Below are 21,321 nucleotides of genomic sequence, written 5' to 3'. Positions count from 1 at the left end.
ATTTCCACACAGGAGTTCATCATGGACAGATTTCCACGATCTGATTCAATAGTGCAGGCGCGGTCCGGCCTGCAGACCTATATGGCGCAAGTGTATGGCTGGATGACGGTCGGACTGTTACTGACCGCGTTTATCGCGTGGTATGCGGCTAATACGCCAGCCGTCATGATGTTTGTCTTTTCCAGTAAGATCACCTTCTTTGGCTTAATTATTGCCCAGCTTGCGCTGGTGTTTGTTCTGTCGGGACTGGTGCATAAACTTAGCGCCGGAATGGCGACGACGCTGTTTATGCTCTATTCGGCGCTAACCGGATTGACGTTATCCAGTATTTTTATCGTTTACACCTACTCCTCTATCGCCAGCACGTTTGTGGTGACGGGGGGAATGTTTGGCGCCATGAGCCTGTACGGGTACACCACTAAACGCGATCTTAGCGGTTTCGGCAATATGCTGTTTATGGCGCTTATTGGTATCGTTCTGGCGTCGCTGGTCAATTTCTGGCTGAAGAGTGAAGCGCTGATGTGGGCGGTAACCTATATCGGGGTGGTGGTGTTTGTCGGTCTGACCGCCTATGACACGCAGAAACTGAAAAATATCGGCGAGCAAATAGATACCCGCGATAGCGCTAATCTGCGTAAATATTCGATTCTCGGCGCGTTAACGCTGTACCTGGACTTTATCAACCTGTTCCTGATGTTACTGCGTATTTTTGGTAATCGCCGCTAATTATAGCGATCTCTTAAAATCCTGGCCCTGCGCCAGGATTTTTTTTAGGACTTTATTTAGGGCGAAACAGCATAAACATCTTAGAAATATTTTCCTGCGCTTGCCATTCTTATCACCGTGATCATGAGAAGAGTGATAAATGACAAGTGGGACCTCTGGCTGCAATACGTATACGGCAAATAGCATTTATTCCCGCGACAATGTTATCCCTTACCTATTGGTATACTGCGCTGGGACTATGGTGTACCGCCGGCATTATATGGCTAACGTTGTATACTCATTTTTTTATAACCCACGTTCATCCTGTTGTTGTTTTGTGGGTATCAGCACTTTTGCTTGGCCTGGGGTATGGGGCCGTTACCCATCTTTCCCGCTTTGGCACTGTTGCCGTAACGTTGATATATATTGCCATCATTACGCTTACCGGCGTGTCATTAGCTTACCTTTTCTCAGGTGGCGCGACCATTTTCGTGATTGTTGGAATCATGTTTAGTCTTAATGCCTTATTTATTTTCTACCTGAATATCAGTTCTGGTCTATTCAGGCCGTTAATTTTTATGGCGGTAAGCGGGATCATCGCTGCGATAGTTGTCAATAGCCTGGTGGCCAGTAGCACTCTGGTCTGGATAGTCAGTGTGCTGACGGTATTGGTATGGACATTGATTACAGCACTAGAAAAATCGACACTTCATGGTTATGCCCGCATGTTATACCACAGCGAGTTTTCATCCCTGCCTCGTTGCGCTTTATTTGGCGCGCTGACGCTTTACCTTGGCATTATTAATGCTGTGGTTACGCTGTGTCGTTATATCATTTTGATGATTCTGGAAATACTATTATCTTTCAGGCCGTAGGCGTTGCAGGTTTTTTATTCAGGTTGGTGATGATGGGTATAATGAGTAAATTATGTGGCAAACAATTTTGGTTAGCGTTTTGTGAAGCTAAAGACGTCACTCGCGCCATTAAAAATGGCGGCGAGGATTTTAATAAGAAATGCCCGCCAGCGCTGATTTCTCATTTCATTACCGGATTGTCATGGGAACATTCATTACCCAATCCTGCGCCTGTTTGCGCGTTTAGTTTTATGCTTCTTGTGGGAGGTGTGTGTAGTGCGCATTTTGTTTTTGATAAGTTTATCCTGTATTGGCCACTAAATATAATTATTTATTTTGGCAGTGCTATAGGTATGATGCTATGTGTTATGGCTGAGGTATGGCTTATTGCCAAAGGTTTTATCCTGGGGTTGCGCCTCTGCGTTTTACTGTTTTTATTAAATATTATGCTCTGCGGTACTGGATTATTTGACGTGTTGTGCCATCAAAATAGCGAACTAAAGAGTGATCTGGTTATCGCGATTATTATGGTTGTGCTTTGCCGCTGGGTGATGAATGGCGAAACGTTTACGATGATGATTCGTTTCTGCCTGGGGCGTCGATTAGTGCGAGTCGCATTACAAAAATATCTCACCTCACAGACAAGGAAATGATAAGCCCATGAACCTGATGACGTGGCTAACAGGAAAAACACTGGCGGAGCTGGTGAAAAAAGGGCAGTTGATCCCGCCAGAAATTAAGTTACCTGTGTATCCGGCCAGCCACTACAAAAAAAACTGGTATGAACAAGGTATTCCTCACGGAGGCGTTATTGGGCTTACGGCGATTATGATGACCATGACATGGATCGTCAGTATAAACATGGTTATTGCGCAGTTTGAGCTGCACAATAAAAAGCATCTGGAGCTGGTCTTCTTCCTGGCCGTGGGCTATATCGCTTTTCTTACCCCGTCAAATCAGCTCCTGCTTAAAGGAAGAATGAGCGGGGTCATTATTTACCGCTATGCGCTATTGCTGGCCATTATTTCCGTTACGTTGGCAACGTTCTGTACCCTGTCATCAGTATTCATGGGCGAGTTTCACGAAGTGCTCCTGCTGCTGTTTAGCTGGTCATTGCTGCTTTTTTCCCGCTTACAGATGAATACGTCTTTTTTCTCAGCATATGTTTATTTTTACCGGATAAAACGCGTTGTGCTGGAAAGCGAAAACGCGTCTGCTTAAATTCATTTCGCCATCGCCCGCTCGTTTTTCGCCCGCAACTTCTTCGCCCGGCTCTCCAGGATCAGATAGCACACCAGCGCCAGCAACAGGGGAATAAAATAGTAAAGCACACGGTACGCGAGCAGGGCGGCGATAATCGTGCCTTGCGACGTATGTTCGCCCGCCAGCAACGCGAGGAATACGGCCTCCAGCACGCCGATGCCTGCCGGAATATGCACGATGACGCCCGCGATACTGCTCACCAGCAGTACGCCCAGCACAAAGAAATAGTTCACATCCTGACCCATCAGCAGCCAGATGATGGCGCCCATCGCCATCCAGTTCGCGCTGGAGATCGCCATCTGCGCCAGCGCGAATTTCCATGACGGCAGCACCAGTTTCTGTCCTTTAATCGTCATATGCCGCCGCTTCGCAAAGGCGCAAAACCACAGATAGACCGCGATAATCAACAATAAAACGATACCGAGAATACGTAGTGTGCCTTCATCGATATACCAGTGGTCGGGAAGCTGGACAATGCCGAAGGTAAAAATGATGCCGCCAAGCAGAATATAGCCCAGCCAGTTAGTGGTAATGCTGAGTGAGAAAATGCGCGTGATAGTACTGCCGGGCAACCCGAGGCGAGAGTATAGTCGGTAACGCATCCCGATCCCGCCGACCCAGGTGCTGAGCGTCAGGTTAAAGGCATAGCAGACGAACGATACCAACATCACCTGTCGCTTCGCCAGCTTATGGCCGCAATAAAGCCGTCCAAGCAGGTCGTAGCAGCCGTACAGAAGATAGCTAACGATCACCAGTCCTACAGCGCTTAAAAGCGCCGTGCGGTTATAGTCACGGATGACGGTCCAGACATCGCCCCAGTCGACCTTTTTAGCATAAACCACCAGCAGAACGACGACCGCAATAAAAAACAGCCAGGTCAGCACTTTTTTAGCCAGCCGCCAGCGCGGATGCGATTTAGCCATTAGGGCTTCACTCCTGTATTTTCTGGATCAACGCGATCCTGGGTTTCCATTTCTGGCTGGGCAGGCGGGGGAACCTGCGCCAGATGCGGGGTATGCGCCGGTAGCCAGCCGACCAGCGCCGGGAAATGACGTAAAAAGTGGAACGCCAGCACGCTTTTGGTCAGGTTCCACCAGGTGCGTTTCGGCAGCATAGACTCATCGACCTGCTTACAATCATTCACGATGATGCCTTGTAAATTATCGCGCAGGGTCTGGTTAAAAGTACGATCGTGAATGATCAGGTTAGCTTCAAGGTTAAGCGACAGGCTGAGCGGATCGAGATTACTCGACCCTACCGTGGCCCAGTGATCGTCCATCAGCGCCACTTTGCCATGCAGCGGACGTCGTCGGTATTCATAAACCTGCACGCCGCCCTTCACCAGATAGTTATAGAGCAACCGCGCGCCGACTTTGACTATCGGCATGTCTGGTTCCCCCTGGACAATCAGTTTTACGCTCACGCCACGGCGGGCGGCTTTACGCATTGCGTGGAGCAAGCGATAGCCGGGGAAAAAATAGGCGTTAGCGATAATCACCTCACGCTTTGCCTGGGTCAGCATTTTCAGATAATGACGTTCGATATCGTCGCGGTGCTCTTCGTTATCTCGCCAGACAAACAGCGCCTGCGCTTCGCCGGGGTGGCGGTTTTCTTCGGCCTGATGATGGCGCTTCCACCAGCGGCGCGCGGGGCTTTGCCCCGGCAGATTCTCGACTTCGAATTGCAGGATATCGGCCACTACAGGCCCTTCGACCCGTACCGCGTAGTCTTGTTTCGCCTGCGGGCCGTAATCCGACATATGTTCGGCGGAGTAGTTAATGCCGCCGACAAAGGCAATACGATCATCAATCACCACAATTTTGCGGTGCATTCGGCGGAAGATATTGGTTCGCAACCCCAGTAGACGCGGGCGGGGGTCGTAATAGCGAAAAATCACGCCCGCTGAGGTCAATTCGCCGACAAACGCGTCGCTGAGATCGGGAGAGCCGTAGCCGTCGAGTAATACTTCGGCTTTTACGCCGCGCTGTGCGGCTTTTAGCAGAGCGGCATGGAGTTTTTTACCCACCTCATCTTCAAATAAGATAAAGGTTTCCAGAATGATTTTTTGCTGTGCCTGAGCGATGGCTTCAAACACGGCAGGATAGAACTGGTCGCCGTTTTCCAGTAGCTGAATTTGATTACCTTCACGCCAGCCGCATTTCATAGATGGATCTCCGCGCTAAGGGGGGCATGGTCTGATAAATGTCGCCAGTTCCGCAGCGGTAGCGCCGTAGGAGAACTGGCGTTCGCATTCTTGACGTAAATACGATCGAGTCGCAGCAGCGGCATACTCACCGGGAATGTGCGCGCCGGTCGGCCATGGGCACGGGTGAATATCTCCTCCAGCCCGGCCGCGTTTAACGGCGGGCCGGCCTTTTGCCGCCAGTCATTAAAGTCTCCGGCCACCAGCACCGGTTCTGATTCCGGCAAGGCATTCACCCATCCCGCCAGCATGGTTAGCTGTGCCTGGCGGTGACTCTCCCGCAGGCCGAGATGTACGCACATGACGTGGATAGGGCGGTTGAGCATGGGCGGCGTAATGCGGCAATAGAGCACGCCGCGTTTTTCGCTACCGCCGACCGAGACGTCGCGATTTTCATAATGTTCAATGGGATAGCGAGAAAGAACCGCGTTACCGTGGTGGCCTTCCGGATAGACCGCATTGCGGCCATAGGCGAAATCGCTCCACATGGTGTCGGCCAAAAATTCATAGTGGGTAGTGTCCGGCCAGTTTTCGATATGCAGCGGATGCACTTCGTGCGCGCCCATCACTTCTTGCAGACAGACGATATCGGCGCCGACCGTTCTGACGGCGTCGCGCAGCTCCGGCAGGATGAAGCGTTTATTAAAGGCGGTAAAACCTTTGTGCGTATTAATTGTGAGCACTTTGAATGAAAAATTTCGCGTGTGTTGAGTCATTTTCTTCCTGTCCGCGTCACTATCCTGATTGAAATAGTGTAGTCGTCGTCACAAAAAGATGCGGTCTTACGGAATTTTCCGTAAAGTTCGGTACTCTGAATAATGAGAGAAAAATGCTTCAGGAGAAAAGCCATGAAGTGGCAACAACGCGTTCGTGTCGCAACCGGCCTCGGTTGTTGGCAGATTATGTTGCATTTACTGGTAGTGGCGATGCTGGTAATAGGCTGGATGAGCGGCACATTAGTGCGCGTCGGCCTGGGATTATGCGTGCTTTATGGCGTGACGGTACTGCTGATGCTGGCGTTGCAGCGCCATCATGAGCAACGCTGGCGCGATGTGGCGGATGTGCTGGAAGAGCTGACTACCACCTGGTACTTCGGCACCGCGCTGATTGTCCTCTGGCTGCTATCCCGCGTATTGCAAAACAATGTCTTGCTGGCGCTGGCGGGGCTGGCTATCCTGGCCGGGCCCGCCGTGGTCTCGCTACTGGCGAAAGATAAAAAGCTACATCACTTTGCGTCTAAACATCGCATACGCCGCTGACCCCGTGGTGGCCGCTATCACCAGTAGCGGCCACAAACTTCCCCAGACAATTCCCAGACTCGCATCCTTAAGATAAATTTGCTTAGTAATATCAGTAAAGTGGCGGATAGGGTTTATCCACGTCAGGTTTTGCAGCCAGACCGGCATATTTTCCACCGGCGAGACATAACCCGAGAGCAAAATCGCCGGCATCATAAAGACAAAGACGCCGATAAACGCCTGCTGTTGCGTGGCGCAAAGCGATGATATCAGCAAGCCAAAGCCTACCAGCGACAGCCCGTAAATCACCATCGTGAAATAAAACAGCGCTAACGAACCGGCGAAGGGAATTTGGTATGCCCAAATGCCGATAGCCAGCACGATCGTGGCCTGGAAGGTCGCGACAATCAGCGCCGGCACCGCTTTACCAACGAAAATCTGCCAGGTGGTGAGCGGAGAGACCAGCAGCTGATCCAGAGTGCCTTGTTCACGCTCGCGGGCGACGGACAGCGAAGTGACGATCATCACGCCAATAGTGGTGATCATGGCGATCAGCGAGGGCACTACAAACCACTTGTAGTCCAGATTCGGGTTATACCAGTTGCGTACCACCAGTTCGCTATTGTTGGGCTTTGGCTTGCCGTCCATCAATGTCTGCTGATACTCCTTGACGATCTGTTGCAGATAATTGGCGGCGATTTGCGCGCTGTTGGAGTTACGTCCATCAAGAATGAGTTGCATCGGCGCAGGCTGGAAGGTATCCAGATTCCGCGAGAAATCCGCCGGGAAGCGTACCAGCAGCAGCGCTTTTTGCGTATCGATAGTCGGCTGGATCTCCTGCGGACTGTTCAGCAATAGCACATGGGTAAACGCTTTCGCGCGGGCAAAGCGCTGGGTAAGTTCTACCGAATGTTTGCCGTTATCTTCGTTATAGATGGCGATAGTCGCGTTAGTGACTTCAAGCGTCGCGGCGAACGGAAACAGGATGACCTGAATCAGCACCGGCAGAATAAGGATCGCGCGCGTTTGCGGTTCGCGTAAAAGCGATTGCAGTTCTTTGCGAATTAACGTCCATAAACGATGAAACATGCCCGTCCTCTCAGTCCAGTTTGTAGGCCTGATAAGCAAAGCGCATCAGGCATAATGCCGGATGGCGGCGTGAGCGCCTTATCCGGCCTACGACGACAATTATCCATACACATATTTAATCCAGCCGTCGTTTGGTTTTTAGCCACGTCAGGCCAATAAACATCACCGCCGAGGCGATTAAAAACAGTACGTTAACGCCTAACACGACCGGAATATTGCCGGCCAGAAACAGACTTTGCAGGGTGCTAACAAAATAGCGCGCCGGAATAATATAGGTCACCGCGCGGATCACCGCAGGCATACTGTCTATCTGGAAGATAAATCCGGACAGCATAATCGAAGGCAAAAACGCGGCGTTCAGCGCCACCTGCGCGGCGTTAAACTGGTTGCGAGTGATGGTGGAAATCAACAGCCCCATCCCCAGCGTACTCAGTAAAAACAGACTGGTGATGATAAACAGAATCACCAGCGAACCGCGATACGGCACGCCGAGAATAAACACCGATACCAGCATACAGAGCAGCATCGCCAGCATACCGAGAAAGTAATAGGGAATAAGCTTACACAGCAGCAGTTCAACACGCGTCACTTCGGTTGAGAGCAGTGCCTCCATCGTGCCGCGCTCCCATTCGCGGGCAACGACCAGCGAGGTGAGGATTGCGCCAATTACCGTCATGATAATGGTCACCGCCCCGGGAATGATAAAATGCTGACTGATCGCCGCCGGGTTAAACCAGTAGCGCGTCTGGACGTCGATGAGCGGTTCAAAGGTGTCGCCGCGATCTTCCGCCCGCTGCTGTTGCCAGATTTGCCAGATGCCTTCCACATAACCCTGAACGAAGTTGGCGGTGTTTGGCTCGCTGCCGTCGGTAATCACCTGAATCGGCGCGCTGTCACCGTCGCGCGCCATTTGCTGCGCGAAATCCACCGGAATCACCACCAGTCCGCGAATGCGTCCGGCCTGCATTTTTTCAATTAATTCATGGCGGTTATCGCTAATGGTCGCGTCGATATAGGGTGAACCGGTCATCGCATGAGTGAAATCCAGCGCCTCCTGGCTTTGTTGTTCAAGCAGAATCCCCACCCGCAGCTTGCTGGAGTCGAGGTTAATACCGTAACCAAAAATAAACAGCAACAGCAGCGGGATCACCACCGCAATCAGCCAGCTACTGGGATCGCGCACGATCTGGCGCGTCTCTTTGACGCACAACGCACGCACGCGGCGCCAGGAGAGAGACTTACTCATGCGTATGCTCCTTATCCCAGTCATTGATGAGAGTGATAAAGGCCTGCTCCATCGTTGGATCGGCCTGTTGCTCATCGGCGGCCTGCGCTTTGAGATCGTCCGGCGTACCGCTGGCGATAAGCTTCCCGCGATAAACCAGTCCGATGCGATCGCAATATTCCGCCTCATCCATAAAGTGGGTCGTCACCATTACCGTGACCCCTTTTTCCACCATGCTATTAATATGCAGCCAAAATTCACGGCGGGTGAGGGGATCAACCCCGGACGTTGGTTCATCAAGGAATAAAATATCCGGTTCGTGCATCAGCGAGCAGGCCAGCGCCAGTCGCTGTTTAAAGCCCAGCGGTAGCGCATCGGTGGGATGCGACGCGATGCTTTTCAGACCAAACGCTTCACTCATGCGCTGAATTTTTTCATTTTGCGCGCGGCCCCGCAAACCGTAGACGCCGGAGAAAAAACGCAGGTTCTGCTCAACCGTCAGGTTGCCGTAAAGCGAAAATTTTTGCGCCATATAGCCCAGATGCTGACGGGCTTTGCCGGAGCTGACTTTCAGGTCCATATCCAGCACCAGCGCCTTGCCGGACGTCGGCACCAGCAGGCCGCACATCATTTTAAAGGTGGTTGATTTACCCGCGCCGTTCGGGCCGAGCAGGCCAAAAATCTCGCCGCGCTGTACGACGAAATTAACATGGTCCGTGGCCGCGAAATCGCCAAATTTTTTCGTCAGTTCCTGCGCTTCAATCACCGTTTCGCCGGCAGTGCCTTCAACCGTATGCAGGATTGAACCCAGCGGAGACTCCGAGGTTCCCGCTCCGCCAAGCAGATCGATAAACGCATCTTCGAAGCGCGGCGCGGTCTCATTGAGGGTGATTTCCGGCATTCCTTCGGCCTGACGAATATCTGCTGCGGTCGCCTCTTTTTTCAGGATCAGGCGTACCGAACGTCCCTGAATCATGCCGTCGCTCACCTGCGGCAGTCTGAGCGCTCTCTGTAGCAACTTACGGTTGTTTTCCTGTGGACTGCTCATCAGAAAGCTACGACCGGCCATCGTTTGCGTCAGCGCTTTAGGTTCGCCCTGATAGAGCAGCTCGCCTTCATTCATCAGCAGCACATCGCGGCACTGTTCGGCTTCGTCGAGGTAGGAGGTGCTCCAGAGGATTAGCATCCCGTCGCCCGCCAGCTCGTGGACCATCTGCCACAACTCGCGCCGTGAAATCGGGTCAACGCCAACGCCCGGTTCATCCAACAGCAGCACTTTCGGTTCGCCGACCAGCGTACAGGCCAGCCCCAGTTTTTGCTTCATCCCGCCGGACAATTTTCCTGCCAGACGGCCAGTGAAAGGGCCGAGGGCGGTAAACTCCAACAAACGGGCAAAGGTCTTTTCCCGTATCTCGCCGGTAACGCTGCGTAAATCGGCATAGAGATTAAGGTTCTCCATGACGGTAAGATCTTCATACAGACCGAATTTCTGCGGCATATAGCCCAGAACCGCGTGCAGCTCGCTGTCGTTTTGTATCGGGTCGAAGCCCAATACTGACGCGTTGCCGCCATCGGCTTTGAGCAGGCCCGCCAGCATACGCATCAGCGTGGTTTTTCCTGCGCCGTCCGGCCCTACCAGCCCGGTGACATAACCGGAATGAATGGTACAGTCGAGCGGCGCGACGGCGGGTTTATCCATTCCCGCAAAGCGCTTCGTCAGACCGTGCAGCGTAATAACGGCCTCACTCATGCCGTGCCTCGTCATTAAATTTCACCGTGACTGGCATCCCCTGGCGTAACGCATCGTCCGCATCGGTGACGATAATGCGCAGGCGATAGACGAGATCGGTACGCAGATCCGGCGTTTCGACGGTTTTCGGCGTAAATTCCGCGGTGGGCGAAACGAAACCAATCTTGCCGTGGTAAGGTTTGTCAGGACGACCGTCGGTATACAACAGAATGTCGCGCCCCGGTTGCGTCTGACTGAGGTTGCGTTCATCGACATAGGCGCGCACCCAGACGGGGCGGGTCAGCGAGAGCGTTAATACCGTGCTGCCGGCGTTCAGCATACTGCCAGGCTCGACCGCGCGGGTGAGCAAGGTTCCGTTGGCAGGCGCGATAAGCGTGGTGTCCTGCAAATCAAGCTGCGCCTGCGCCAGTTGGGCCTTTGCCTGTTCCAGGCTGGCTTTCGCCTGGGCGATATCCTGTTCACGATTACCGGTACGGTACTGGCTCAGTTTATCCTGCGCGGACTTCAGCGTCGCCTGCGCCTGATCGCGCGATGAGCGGGCGTTTTCCAGATCGTTAGCGGAAATGGTGCGGCTTTTCCACAATCCTTGCTGACGGTTATAAAAGTTTTGCGCGTAGTCATAGGCGGCTTGCGCCTGTCTGACGGCGGCGGCGGCCTGGGCTATCTCTTCATCGCGATAGCCTGCCAGCATCAAATCATATTGCGCCTGCGCGACCGACACGCCAGCTTTCGCCTGCATTAGCGCGTTTTCGTATGGCGCGTGATCCAGTTCGCCGAGCACCTGTCCGGCTTTGATGGCATCGCCTTCATCAACATTCAGCGACGCCAGCCTGCCGCCGACGCGAAAGCTGATATTGACGGTACGGATATCGACATTACCGTATAGCGTCAGCCCATCGTCCTGCCGACTTTGATACCACCAGGTTCCACCGGCAATCACAGCGACGATCGCTGCGATTGCCAGTCCGATAACGACAGGTTTTTTCATCAGTCCAGACTCCTTTGCGTTAAACCGTGCAGAATAAGATCGATGTGGCAGGTTACCGTCTGGTAAATCAGCTCCGCTTTTTCTTCATCAAACTGCGGCCAGCCGGTACGTAACAGAATAGTTTCTTTGCCGAGACGAAACGCCAGTACTTCTCCCAGTAAGGCATGGGTATGCAAAATCATGCGCGTATCATTGGCGTCGCAGCCGGTATAAGCGGCAACCAATCTTGTCAGATGGGTGTGCAACGGATCGATAACCTGTTCATGGACCAATTGATAGGCCGACGTGGGAGAGAGCTGCTCGCGTGAAATAAATTTGCTCAGGTTAACGGTGTCTTCCTGCGTCAGCAGCATAATCATGTTCTTGCAGGCGAGCAGAATGAGCTCGCGTATGGCGTCCCGGTCAGGGGCAGGCTGGCTAAACAGACGTTCCGCTTTTTCAGCATGGGGGCGAAATTTTTCGCCAAGAAAATCGGCAATCCACTGGGCGCAGGCGAGGTATAAATCCTCTTTTGAGCCGAAATAGTAAGTAATGGCGGCAATATTTTGCCCCGCCAGCGCGGCGATATCGCGCGTGGTGGCATGGAGGCCATACTCGCCAAACTGCGCCAGCGCGGCGGCAATGAGCTGACTTTTCGCCTGCTCGCCCTTGGTGGTCGTGGTGGGGATATTCATCACACGCCCTAATTATTAATCAATCGATTGATTAAGATTATGACTCATAATGGCACTTGTCCAGTGTGGTCGATTAATTTGTCTTTGCCACCTTTCGGGATAATTTATGCGCCGCATCACAAAAACTGCTACACTCCGCCCCTTCATGACATTGTGGTTTTTGTCATTCCAAATTTGAGCATCTCCCTGAAAACTACACCGGCAACGGTCGGGGCGGTCCGGAGTAGTTATGTCTTTTGATTCCCTGGGATTAAACCCTGATATCCTGCGCGCCATTGCCGAGCAGGGTTACCGTGAACCTACCCCTATTCAGCAACAGGCGATTCCCGCCGTGCTGGAAGGCCGCGATCTGATGGCCAGCGCCCAGACCGGAACCGGTAAAACGGCGGGTTTTACCCTGCCATTGTTGCAGCATCTGATTACCCATCAGCCGCACGCTAAAGGTCGTCGCCCGGTGCGTGCGTTGATCCTCACGCCAACCCGCGAGCTGGCGGCGCAAATTGGCGAAAACGTCAGAGATTACAGTAAATATCTCAATATTCGCTCGCTGGTGGTATTTGGCGGCGTAAGCATCAATCCGCAGATGATGAAACTGCGCGGCGGCGTGGATGTGCTGGTGGCGACGCCGGGACGTCTGCTCGACCTGGAACATCAAAATGCCGTGAAGCTGGATCAGATTGAGATTCTGGTACTGGATGAAGCCGACCGTATGCTGGATATGGGCTTTATTCACGACATCCGTCGCGTGTTGGCGAAACTGCCGGCGAAGCGTCAGAATCTGCTGTTCTCCGCCACGTTCTCCGACGACATCAAAGCGCTCGCCGAAAAGCTGTTGCGCAACCCGCTGGAAATCGAAGTGGCGCGCCGCAACACGGCCTCAGAGCAGGTGACGCAGCACGTGCACTTTGTCGATAAAAAACGCAAACGTGAACTGTTGTCGCAGATGATTGGCCAGGGCAACTGGCAGCAGGTGTTGGTCTTCACCCGCACCAAGCATGGCGCGAACCATCTGGCGGAACAGCTTAATAAAGACGGTATTCGCAGCGCGGCGATCCACGGTAATAAATCGCAGGGCGCACGTACCCGCGCGCTGGCCGATTTTAAATCCGGCGATATTCGCGTGCTGGTGGCGACGGATATTGCGGCGCGTGGTCTGGATATTGAAGAGCTGCCGCACGTGGTCAACTATGAACTGCCGAACGTGCCGGAAGATTATGTACACCGTATTGGCCGTACCGGTCGCGCGGCGGCAACTGGCGAGGCGCTGTCGCTGGTCTGTGTTGACGAGCATAAACTGTTGCGTGATATCGAAAAATTGCTGAAAAAAGAGATCCCACGCATTACGACGCCGGGCTATGAGCCGGACCCGTCGATTAAAGCGGAGCCGATTCAGAATGGCCGTCAGCAGCGCGGCGGCGGCGGCGGTCGTGGACGCGGACAAAATCAGGGGGGTGCGGGGCGCAGTCAGCAGCCGCGACGTCAGGATAGTGGGGCAGCGAAGGCGAAATCAAAACCGCGCACAGGCGAGGGGAAACCCGCTGGCGACAAAGCACGTCCGCCGCGTCGCCCGCGCAGAATCACGCCTGCCCAGTAAATTTTATCCGGCAACATGCCCGGTAGTGCGACGCTTACCGGGCCTACGGACTATGCAAATACGTAGGCCGGGTAAGGTGCTTGCACCGTCATCCGGCAAAATACACATCGCGTTGCGAGCCGCCTTCCAGAACCGGTAAAAAAGGTACTTCCCGCCCCTGAAATGTGACACAATAGTGGCTGTTTATACAGTACTTCAGGTTTTCTCATGGCATTGACCGCTGCGCTGAAAGCGCAAATCGCCGCCTGGTATAAGGCGCTTCAGGACCAGATTCCCGACTTTATTCCCCGTGCGCCGCAGCGGCAGATGATTGCTGACGTCGCCAGAACGCTGGCCGGGGAAGAAGGGAGACATCTGGCTATTGAAGCGCCGACCGGCGTCGGGAAAACCCTCTCCTATCTTATTCCCGGTATCGCCATTGCTCGGGAAGAGCAAAAAACACTGGTGGTCAGTACCGCTAACGTGGCGTTACAGGATCAGATCTTTAGCAAGGATTTGCCGCTGCTACGAAAAATCATCCCCGATCTGCGCTTTACCGCCGCCTTTGGCCGCGGGCGTTACGTGTGTCCGCGAAACCTGGCGGCGCTCGCCAGTAGCGAGCCTACGCAGCAGGATCTGCTCGCCTTTCTTGATGATGAACTGACGCCTAACAACCAGGAAGAGCAAAAGCGCTGCGCCAGGCTGAAAGGGGATCTTGACGGTTACAAATGGGATGGTCTGCGGGATCATACCGACATTGCTATTGACGACGATCTGTGGCGGCGATTAAGTACCGATAAAGCCAGTTGTCTGAACCGCAACTGTCACTATTACCGCGAATGTCCATTCTTTGTCGCCCGACGTGAAATACAGGAAGCGGAAGTCGTGGTGGCGAATCACGCGCTGGTAATGGCGGCGATGGAAAGTGAAGCCGTACTGCCGGAACCAAAGCATCTGCTGTTGGTACTGGATGAAGGTCATCATCTGCCCGATGTCGCTCGCGATGCGCTGGAGATGAGCGCGGAAATTACCGCCTCCTGGTATCGCTTGCAACTGGATCTGTTCAGCAAACTGGTGGCGACCTGCATGGAGCAATTTCGCCCTAAAACCACGCCGCCGTTAGCGAACCCTGAGCGACTTAACGCCCATTGCGAGGAGGTGTACGAACTGATCGCCTCGCTCAATGCCATTCTTAATCTGTATATGCCCGCAGCGCAGGAGGCGGAGCACCGTTTTGCAATGGGTGAGTTGCCTGATGAGGTCATGGAAATCTGCCAGCGACTGGCGAAGCTGACCGAGACGCTGCGTGGGCTGGCGGAATCCTTTCTCAACGATCTCAGCGAAAAAACCGGGTCGCACGATATTGTGCGTTTGCATCGGGTGATTTTACAGATGAACCGGGCGCTGGGAATGTTCGAGGCGCAAAGTAAATTATGGCGGCTGGCTTCGATGGCGCAGTCTTCAGGCGCGCCGGTGTCCAAATGGGCGACGCGTGAAATACGCGAAGGGCAACTCCACGTCTGGTTCCATTGTGTCGGTATCCGCGTCAGCGATCAGCTGGAAAGATTGTTATGGCGCAGCGTACCGCACATTATTGTCACCTCGGCGACACTGCGCTCGCTCAATAGCTTTTCGCGCCTGCAGGAAATGAGCGGCTTAAAAGAAAAAGCCGGCGACCGCTTTGTGGCGCTGGATTCGCCGTTTAATCATGTGGAACAGGGGAAACTGGTGATTCCTCAAATGCGCTACGAACCCACCATTGATAACGAAGAGCAGCATATTGCCGAAATGGCAGCCTATTTTCGTGAGCAACTGGAGAGCAAAAAACATCATGGTATGCTGGTACTGTTCGCCAGCGGGCGGGCGATGCAGCGTTTTCTGGAGCATGTCGCTGATGTGCGCTTACTCCTCCTGGTCCAGGGCGACCAGCCGCGTTACCGGCTGGTAGAGCTGCACCGTAAACGGGTGGAGAGCGGCGAACGCAGCGTGCTGGTTGGGCTTCAGTCTTTTGCCGAAGGGCTGGATCTTAAAGGCGAGCTGCTGACGCAGGTCCATATCCATAAAATTGCCTTCCCGCCGATCGACAGCCCGGTCGTGATCACCGAAGGCGAATGGCTAAAAAGCCTGAATCGTTATCCGTTTGAGGTACAAAGCTTACCAAGCGCGTCTTTTAATTTAATTCAGCAGGTAGGGCGATTGATCCGTAGCCATGCCTGTCGGGGAGAAGTGGTCATTTATGATAAGCGGTTGTTGACCAAAAACTACGGACAGCGTTTACTGAATGCCTTACCTGTTTTTCCGATAGAGCAGCCTGCCGTGCCAGACGTTATAGTAAAACCAAAAGCAAAACCTGCACGCCGCCGACGGCGTTAATGCTGTGAGCACACTTCAAGGAGCTTTCAATGGATTATCGCAAGATCATCAAAGAGATCGGGCGAGGTAAAAATCACGCCCGCGATCTGGATCTGGATACCGCGCGCGGTTTGTATACCCGAATGCTGAATGGCGACATCCCCGACCTGGAAATGGGCAGTATATTGATGGCGCTGCGTATTAAAGGCGAAGGCGAAGCCGAAATGCTGGGCTTTTATGAGGCCATGCAGAATCATACCATCAAACTGACACCGCCCGCAGATAGGCCGTTGCCGGTCGTTATTCCCAGCTATAACGGCGCGCGTAAACAGGCGAATTTAACGCCGCTGCTGGCTATCCTGCTGCATAAATTGGGCTTCCCAGTCGTAGTACACGGCGTCAGTGAAGATCCGACCCGCGTACTGACGGAAACTATATTTGAGCTGATGGGGATTATCCCCACCCTACACGGTGGACAAGCGCAGGCCAAACTGGACGGGCGCCAGCCGGTGTTTATCCCGGTGAGCGCGCTCTGCCCGCCGCTGGAAAAACAGCTGGCGATGCGCTGGCGGATGGGCGTGCGTAACAGCGCGCATTCACTGGCCAAGCTGGCGACGCCATTTGCTGAGGATGCCGCGCTGCGTTTATCAAGCGTTTCTCATCCTGAATATGTTCCGCGTGTGGCGACCTTTTTTAGCCGCATTGGCGGGCGGGCTTTGCTGATGCATGGTACCGAAGGCGAAGTCTATGCCAACCCGCAACGCTGTCCGCAAATCAGCCTGATTGATAGCCGCGGCGTGCAGGTACTGCATGAGCGCCAGAGCGACACGTACGACGAGCCGCTTTCACTGCCTGCGACTAAAGATCCTGAAATCACCGCGCGCTGGATTGAGCGCTGCCTTGCCGGCCACGAGCCGGTGCCGCAATCATTAAAAACGCAAATGGCCTGTTGTCTGGTTGCGACGGGAGAGGCGGCGACGTTAGAAGACGGGCTTGCGCGCGTCGAACAGGCTTTTAGCGAATAAAAAAAGCCCGTCCAGTGGCGGACGGGCAAATAAGGGTAACAAACAGGGTTAATGAGGGTTGGAGCAGTGGGTCTGTTGGCAAACAGACGAGGGTAATACCCGTCAGAATTCAAACAACAGCGATGTTACAGCCTGAAATCTGGCGGGCAGGTAAATTATTTATAAATCACCGCAGTGCCGCTCATTTTGTCATTACCTACGGCGGAGGTGATGTTATAAGCGCTTGCGCCAGCAGCGGCGGCTTTTTCAGCCAGTTTAGCTTCCAGGCCATCCAGCGTGGTGGCGCCATCGGCAGATACTACGCCGATTTTATGCAGGTTTTGCGTCTGAGACGCGCTAACCGGTTCTGCGGCAAAAGCGCCAAAAGAAAGGGTGGAAAGCGCGATGGCTGCAACAGCATATTTAATGGTTTTCATGATTAATCTCTCGCAGGTTATTCTGTTTATGGGACGATGTTCCGTCGATGTGATGAGTATCACGGTTTTTTGCGAAAGATAAAATCGAATAGAATTGACTGCCTTGCTCAAAATTTTTGAATGACAAATAACCTATTGATTATTAATTAATTCAACGGTTGAATTTACCTTTCTTGTCATCTGGCTTTACAGAGTCGAGGTTAACGGCACATTCTGCGACGCAGAACGCTAAAAAGCATGAGCGTAAAGGAATGGATAATACTGGCGGTTTCGGTAAAGAAAAGTCAGCGTAACTGGCTGTCTTTTGAACCTCTACGATTATATCCTGAAAATGTTGCGTTATGTAAATCTTTCTCCTGTTGGCAGGCTATGCATAACCGAACGCCCGGCACGGCTTTACGCCGCGCTTCAGGGATAGGATCGCCGCAAGATTCGCATTCATCGCGACTTTCGCCGTGGGGAAGTTCGCCGCGAGCGCGGGCAACGGCATCTTCAATGGTATTGTTGATTTGTTCATTCACTGCGTCGTCATTTGCCCAGCCGGATGCCATCACGCTCTCCTGATTTTAGGGTACCTGAGGTTAAGTGTAGCGCCGTCAGGCGAAAAAATCGCATCGCGCGGCCTTTTCAGACCATGAGCAGAGCCAATGTCATTCAGAGAGCCGATCAAACGAGCGAGGCAGGGAATTCGCGGTGGTATATTTACCCCGTGGCGTTATACGGGTATCTTACGCCGCTGCTAAAAGGAGAATGCCATGTCCGCCCAGAAACCGGGGTTACACCCGCGCAACCGCCATCAACACCGTTATGATCTCGCCGCACTGTGTCAGACCACGCCGGAATTGACGTCCTTTCTTATCCGCACGCCCGCCGGTGAACAGAGCGTTGATTTTGCTAATCCGCAAGCGGTAAAAGCGCTCAATAAGGCATTGCTGGCGCATTTTTATGCCGTCACACACTGGGACATTCCGCCAGGGTTTTTATGTCCGCCGGTGCCTGGTCGTGCGGATTATATCCATCATCTGGCGGATCTGCTTGGCGAAACGACAGGGAGTATTCCGGCGCAGGCAACTATTCTGGACGTGGGCGTGGGCGCCAATTGTATTTATCCGCTTATCGGCGTCCATGAATATGGCTGGCGATTTACCGGTAGTGAAGTCAGCGACGCAGCGATGTCCAGCGCGCAGGCTATCATTCAGGCTAATACGGGGTTAAGCCGCGCCATTCGTCTGCGTCGGCAAAAAGATCCGGCGGCCATTTTTACCGGTATTATTCATAAAAATGAATTTTATGACGCAACGCTTTGTAACCCGCCTTTTCACGACTCCGCCGCCGCAGCCCGCGCGGGCAGCGAGCGTAAGCGCCGCAATTTGGGGCAGAATAAAGATGATGCGCTGAACTTTGGCGGTCAACAGCAGGAGCTATGGTGTGAAGGCGGCGAAGTCGCCTTTATTAAAAAAATGATTGCTGAAAGCCAAACCTTCCGCCGTCAGGTGTTGTGGTTTACGACGTTGGTGTCGCGCGGCGAGAATTTACCGCCGCTTTACCGGGCGTTGACGGAGGCTGGCGCGGTGAAAGTGGTGAAAAAAGAGATGGCCCAGGGGCAAAAGCAAAGCCGCTTTATTGCCTGGACCTTTATGGGTGACGACCAGCGTCGCCGTTTTATCACCCGTAAACGCTAAATCGTCGGTTCGCGCGGCGGCAGTGAATCAGGCGACGGGCCGCCGGCGGGGGCGGGCAGAACCTGGTACGTTTGCACCGGCGCGCGCACATTGGCCAGATCAAAATGCTTTTTCACCTGGCTATCAAGGGCAAAACGCACCGTCCACTGCTTGAGCGGTAGGGTGGTGAACGATACGCGTAAAGTAAACGCCGTGTTCGTTAAACCGACAATACCGGCGAACGTGGGTTCGCCGATAATCAGCCCGCGAATATCCTCCGTCTCCATCAGCGCCGTTACCGCGTCTTTCAGCGCCTGATTCGCTTTATCCGCATCCTCATGGCGATCCACGTCATAGTTGGCGACAACTGAGCCGATACCGCGCACAAAGTTGGCGAAAGTGGTGATCGAGGACCACGGGATAATATGGTATGCCCCGGTATCCTGCCGCACGCCGACGGAACGAATCGACATTCTTTCGACCGTCCCCGTCAGCGGGCCTATGGTGACTAAGTCGCCGGTATTCATCCCGTTTTCAAACTGAATAAAGACGCCGGTGATAATATCTTTCACCAGGGTTTGCGAACCGAAAGAGATAGCCAGACCTAACGCCCCCGCGCCAGCCAGCAATGGCGCGATATTGACGCCGATTTCCGATAACACGATCATGATGGTTATGGTACTGATAATCACTGCCAGCGCATTGCGGAACAGCGTCAGCAGCGTGCGCGTGCGGGCGCTGGGTAGCGGGCGACCATGAATATCGGAGGCCAGGCGATTCTCAATCAGACTGGCGAGAATCGTCCATCCCACGGCGGAGAAGAATAAGATTAACGCGATACGGATGAGGATATCGACCATCTTTTCCCCCGCGCCATAATGTAGCCAGTGCCAGAAATCGAATAATCCCCAGGCGTTGAGCAACAGCATAACGGCGACGCAGACGGTCAAAAAGCGTGCGACTTTTAGCGCCGAGGAGAGCCAGCCGTTAAGCCGCTTTTGTAATTCCGGGTAATTGCGCTGCGTATGGGGCGACAGGGTGATGGTTTTCGCTATCCAGCGGGTAAACATACCGGAGATAAACGCCGCGATGCCAATAATCGCCAGACTGCGCACAGTCGCGCCCATCATAAACTTCAGGCTATTGCCTGGGTCGAATAACGAGAAGAAAAACAGCACGATAAAGTAAGCGCTGGCCAGCCAGTGCCACACCAGCGCAAAGGCGCGGATAAACAGGCTAAAAAAGGCTAATGATCGTTCCGCCAGGCTTAATAAATGTTGCGTAATCTCCGCTTTGTTTTTAAAGATCAGGTACAGCGCCCAGATGGTGATGCAGAGCATGATCGCCACGTTCGCCATCGCGCCAACCTGAACATTCACCTGGTTGGAAATAATCGGAACGGCAACAATTAGCCCGTAGCCAATCAAACTGCTAAGGGAACTCATACGGCGATTCCAGTAACGCGCTGTCGCATCCTGAATCGCGAATGGGCGTAATTCCGGTACATTAGGGCAAAAAATAAGCCGCAGAATCGCTTTAAAGAACTCTATCAGCGCGAAGGCATTCAGGAACAGGCTTTGCTGAAAAGCGATAGTTCGACTTCCGGCATGGAAATTATCACTGAGCATCTGACCGATAAATAAGGTGAGCGCCAGTAGCAGCAGGTCGATAATAAACGCGCCGGCGATCATCGCCGGGAGCTGTAACCAGTTGCTGCGTTCACGGTTTTTCTTGCGCGCCCACAGGCCCATTTTTCGATATAACGGCAGGGCGCAAAGCCGTATCACGCTATAAAAACCAAATACCGCGGCGGCCAGAAATAAAAAGTGGGTTAACGCGTTGGTGAAGGTTTGCGAGTTAAATGGCTTGTGCGGCGCATCGGTGATGTTGCGATAAAGCTGGGCGAAACGGGTAGCGAAAGCATCGCCGTACTGACGGGTAACGGTGGTGACGTTCTCCAGTACCGTTTTCTCATCTTTGGCCGCAGGCGGCACAAGCGCTGGCGCCGGCTCGGTCGGCGGCGTGGTTGAGGCTTCGCGGAGTTGCGCTATCAATTCGTTACGTGAAGCCTCGTTCTCCAGTACGTCAGCCAGGGCCGCATAGGCCGCTTTTTTTTGTTCAGAACTGGGCTCTGGCGCTGCTTGCTGGCTGGTTGATGTCCCCGTGGTCACGCCGGGTATGGCGACCGCATGGGCAGGCGCGCCCAGTAGACAAAAAAGGATGAACAGGGTCCACCGCATGACTCCTCCAGTGAGAAAAGAGACGCAAAACACTAAGTATAGATGGCGCAGGGGAGGGAAAATGA

At 53.5% G+C, this 21,321-nt stretch carries 20 protein-coding genes; 9 read left to right on the top strand and 11 right to left on the bottom strand.

What is annotated here, in order from left to right:
- The first annotated feature begins 21 nt into the window (after positions 1 to 21).
- The 4 genes from J4613_RS10395 to J4613_RS10380 all read left to right on the top strand — a co-directional run bounded on the left by J4613_RS10395 (position 22) and on the right by J4613_RS10380 (position 2,780).
- Positions 22 to 726 carry a Bax inhibitor-1/YccA family protein gene (locus tag J4613_RS10395; RefSeq protein ID WP_000373611.1) on the top strand — a complete coding sequence of 235 codons (705 nt, stop codon included), beginning with the start codon at positions 22 to 24 and terminating at the stop codon, positions 724 to 726.
- Between the two features lie 146 nt (positions 727 to 872).
- A complete protein-coding gene (locus J4613_RS10390; protein WP_000529049.1) occupies positions 873 to 1,580 on the top strand; it encodes a Bax inhibitor-1 family protein in 708 nt (235 codons plus the stop codon).
- Between the two features lie 23 nt (positions 1,581 to 1,603).
- On the top strand, positions 1,604 to 2,212 hold the full coding sequence (locus J4613_RS10385) for a hypothetical protein (RefSeq protein ID WP_077248404.1): 609 nt from the start codon (positions 1,604 to 1,606) through the stop codon (positions 2,210 to 2,212).
- Positions 2,213 to 2,219: 7 nt separating this feature from the next.
- Entirely contained in the window at positions 2,220 to 2,780 is a 561-nt protein-coding gene (locus J4613_RS10380) for a hypothetical protein (RefSeq protein WP_001052196.1), read from the top strand.
- A 2-nt stretch (positions 2,781 to 2,782) separates the two neighbouring features.
- Here the strand turns inward: J4613_RS10380 and J4613_RS10375 are convergent, their stop codons facing one another.
- Genes J4613_RS10375 through J4613_RS10365 form a run of 3 tightly spaced genes read right to left on the bottom strand, consistent with a single transcriptional unit; the run spans position 2,783 to position 5,741 of the window.
- The gene (locus tag J4613_RS10375; RefSeq protein ID WP_001129817.1) at positions 2,783 to 3,745 is read right to left on the bottom strand and encodes a YbhN family protein; all 963 of its coding nucleotides are present in this window, start codon (positions 3,743 to 3,745) and stop codon (positions 2,783 to 2,785) included.
- Entirely contained in the window at positions 3,745 to 4,986 is a 1,242-nt protein-coding gene (clsB, locus tag J4613_RS10370) for a cardiolipin synthase ClsB (protein ID WP_000649639.1), read from the bottom strand. Before clsB ends, J4613_RS10375 begins: the two co-directional genes overlap by 1 nt.
- Positions 4,983 to 5,741 carry an endonuclease/exonuclease/phosphatase family protein gene (locus tag J4613_RS10365; RefSeq protein WP_000192039.1) on the bottom strand — a complete coding sequence of 253 codons (759 nt, stop codon included), beginning with the start codon at positions 5,739 to 5,741 and terminating at the stop codon, positions 4,983 to 4,985. The genes clsB and J4613_RS10365 overlap by 4 nt, the downstream gene beginning before the upstream one ends.
- A gap of 132 nt (positions 5,742 to 5,873) precedes the next feature.
- On the opposite strand from J4613_RS10365, the gene J4613_RS10360 reads away from it, so the two are divergent.
- Positions 5,874 to 6,284, top strand: coding sequence for a YbhQ family protein (locus J4613_RS10360; protein WP_000871970.1), 411 nt, complete (start codon positions 5,874 to 5,876; stop codon positions 6,282 to 6,284).
- Here the strand turns inward: J4613_RS10360 and J4613_RS10355 are convergent.
- From J4613_RS10355 to cecR, 5 genes are all read right to left on the bottom strand, one after another.
- The gene (locus tag J4613_RS10355) at positions 6,246 to 7,352 is read right to left on the bottom strand and encodes an ABC transporter permease (RefSeq protein WP_000469050.1); all 1,107 of its coding nucleotides are present in this window, start codon (positions 7,350 to 7,352) and stop codon (positions 6,246 to 6,248) included. The two genes, J4613_RS10360 and J4613_RS10355, sit on opposite strands and share 39 nt — an antisense overlap.
- A 115-nt stretch (positions 7,353 to 7,467) precedes the next feature.
- Positions 7,468 to 8,598: an ABC transporter permease gene (locus J4613_RS10350; protein ID WP_000045765.1), complete on the bottom strand. Its 1,131-nt coding sequence runs from the start codon at positions 8,596 to 8,598 to the stop codon at positions 7,468 to 7,470.
- The gene (locus tag J4613_RS10345; protein ID WP_001287612.1) at positions 8,591 to 10,327 is read right to left on the bottom strand and encodes an ATP-binding cassette domain-containing protein; all 1,737 of its coding nucleotides are present in this window, start codon (positions 10,325 to 10,327) and stop codon (positions 8,591 to 8,593) included. The genes J4613_RS10350 and J4613_RS10345 overlap by 8 nt, the downstream gene beginning before the upstream one ends.
- Positions 10,320 to 11,315 carry a secretion protein HlyD gene (hlyD, locus tag J4613_RS10340; RefSeq protein ID WP_000743431.1) on the bottom strand — a complete coding sequence of 332 codons (996 nt, stop codon included), beginning with the start codon at positions 11,313 to 11,315 and terminating at the stop codon, positions 10,320 to 10,322. The genes J4613_RS10345 and hlyD overlap by 8 nt, the downstream gene beginning before the upstream one ends.
- Complete coding sequence (gene cecR, locus J4613_RS10335) at positions 11,315 to 11,989, bottom strand: transcriptional regulator CecR (protein WP_001025254.1); 675 nt, start codon at positions 11,987 to 11,989, stop codon at positions 11,315 to 11,317. Before cecR ends, hlyD begins: the two co-directional genes overlap by 1 nt.
- A gap of 229 nt (positions 11,990 to 12,218) precedes the next feature.
- Here cecR and rhlE point away from each other — a divergent pair, with 229 nt between their 5' ends.
- From rhlE to ybiB, 3 genes are all read left to right on the top strand, one after another.
- The gene (rhlE, locus tag J4613_RS10330; protein WP_080192231.1) at positions 12,219 to 13,583 is read left to right on the top strand and encodes an ATP-dependent RNA helicase RhlE; all 1,365 of its coding nucleotides are present in this window, start codon (positions 12,219 to 12,221) and stop codon (positions 13,581 to 13,583) included.
- A gap of 207 nt (positions 13,584 to 13,790) precedes the next feature.
- The gene (gene dinG, locus J4613_RS10325) at positions 13,791 to 15,935 is read left to right on the top strand and encodes an ATP-dependent DNA helicase DinG (protein ID WP_001218630.1); all 2,145 of its coding nucleotides are present in this window, start codon (positions 13,791 to 13,793) and stop codon (positions 15,933 to 15,935) included.
- Positions 15,936 to 15,964: 29 nt separating this feature from the next.
- Positions 15,965 to 16,939, top strand: coding sequence for a DNA-binding protein YbiB (ybiB, locus tag J4613_RS10320; RefSeq protein ID WP_000386477.1), 975 nt, complete (start codon positions 15,965 to 15,967; stop codon positions 16,937 to 16,939).
- A 155-nt stretch (positions 16,940 to 17,094) separates the two neighbouring features.
- On the opposite strand, the gene ybiJ is transcribed toward ybiB, so the two are convergent.
- Together ybiJ and J4613_RS10310 are read right to left on the bottom strand one after the other, a co-directional pair.
- Positions 17,095 to 17,355: a DUF1471 family protein YbiJ gene (gene ybiJ / locus J4613_RS10315; protein ID WP_000849089.1), complete on the bottom strand. Its 261-nt coding sequence runs from the start codon at positions 17,353 to 17,355 to the stop codon at positions 17,095 to 17,097.
- 284 nt (positions 17,356 to 17,639) lie between these two features.
- Positions 17,640 to 17,906 carry a DksA/TraR family C4-type zinc finger protein gene (locus J4613_RS10310; protein ID WP_000146330.1) on the bottom strand — a complete coding sequence of 89 codons (267 nt, stop codon included), beginning with the start codon at positions 17,904 to 17,906 and terminating at the stop codon, positions 17,640 to 17,642.
- A gap of 204 nt (positions 17,907 to 18,110) precedes the next feature.
- Between J4613_RS10310 and rlmF the strand changes: the two genes are divergently transcribed.
- The gene (gene rlmF / locus J4613_RS10305; RefSeq protein ID WP_001275965.1) at positions 18,111 to 19,037 is read left to right on the top strand and encodes a 23S rRNA (adenine(1618)-N(6))-methyltransferase RlmF; all 927 of its coding nucleotides are present in this window, start codon (positions 18,111 to 18,113) and stop codon (positions 19,035 to 19,037) included.
- Here the strand turns inward: rlmF and ybiO are convergent.
- Entirely contained in the window at positions 19,034 to 21,256 is a 2,223-nt protein-coding gene (ybiO, locus tag J4613_RS10300; RefSeq protein WP_001267722.1) for a mechanosensitive channel protein, read from the bottom strand. The genes rlmF and ybiO overlap by 4 nt on opposite strands.
- Positions 21,257 to 21,321 lie beyond the last annotated feature (65 nt).

Origin of the sequence: Salmonella sp. 32020114201800008SM, assembly GCF_017572025.1 — a bacterium.
Lineage (GTDB): Bacteria > Pseudomonadota > Gammaproteobacteria > Enterobacterales > Enterobacteriaceae > Salmonella > Salmonella enterica.
The sequence above is the reverse complement of the archived record's forward strand: the minus strand, read 5'-3'. Positions and strand labels throughout refer to the sequence as shown.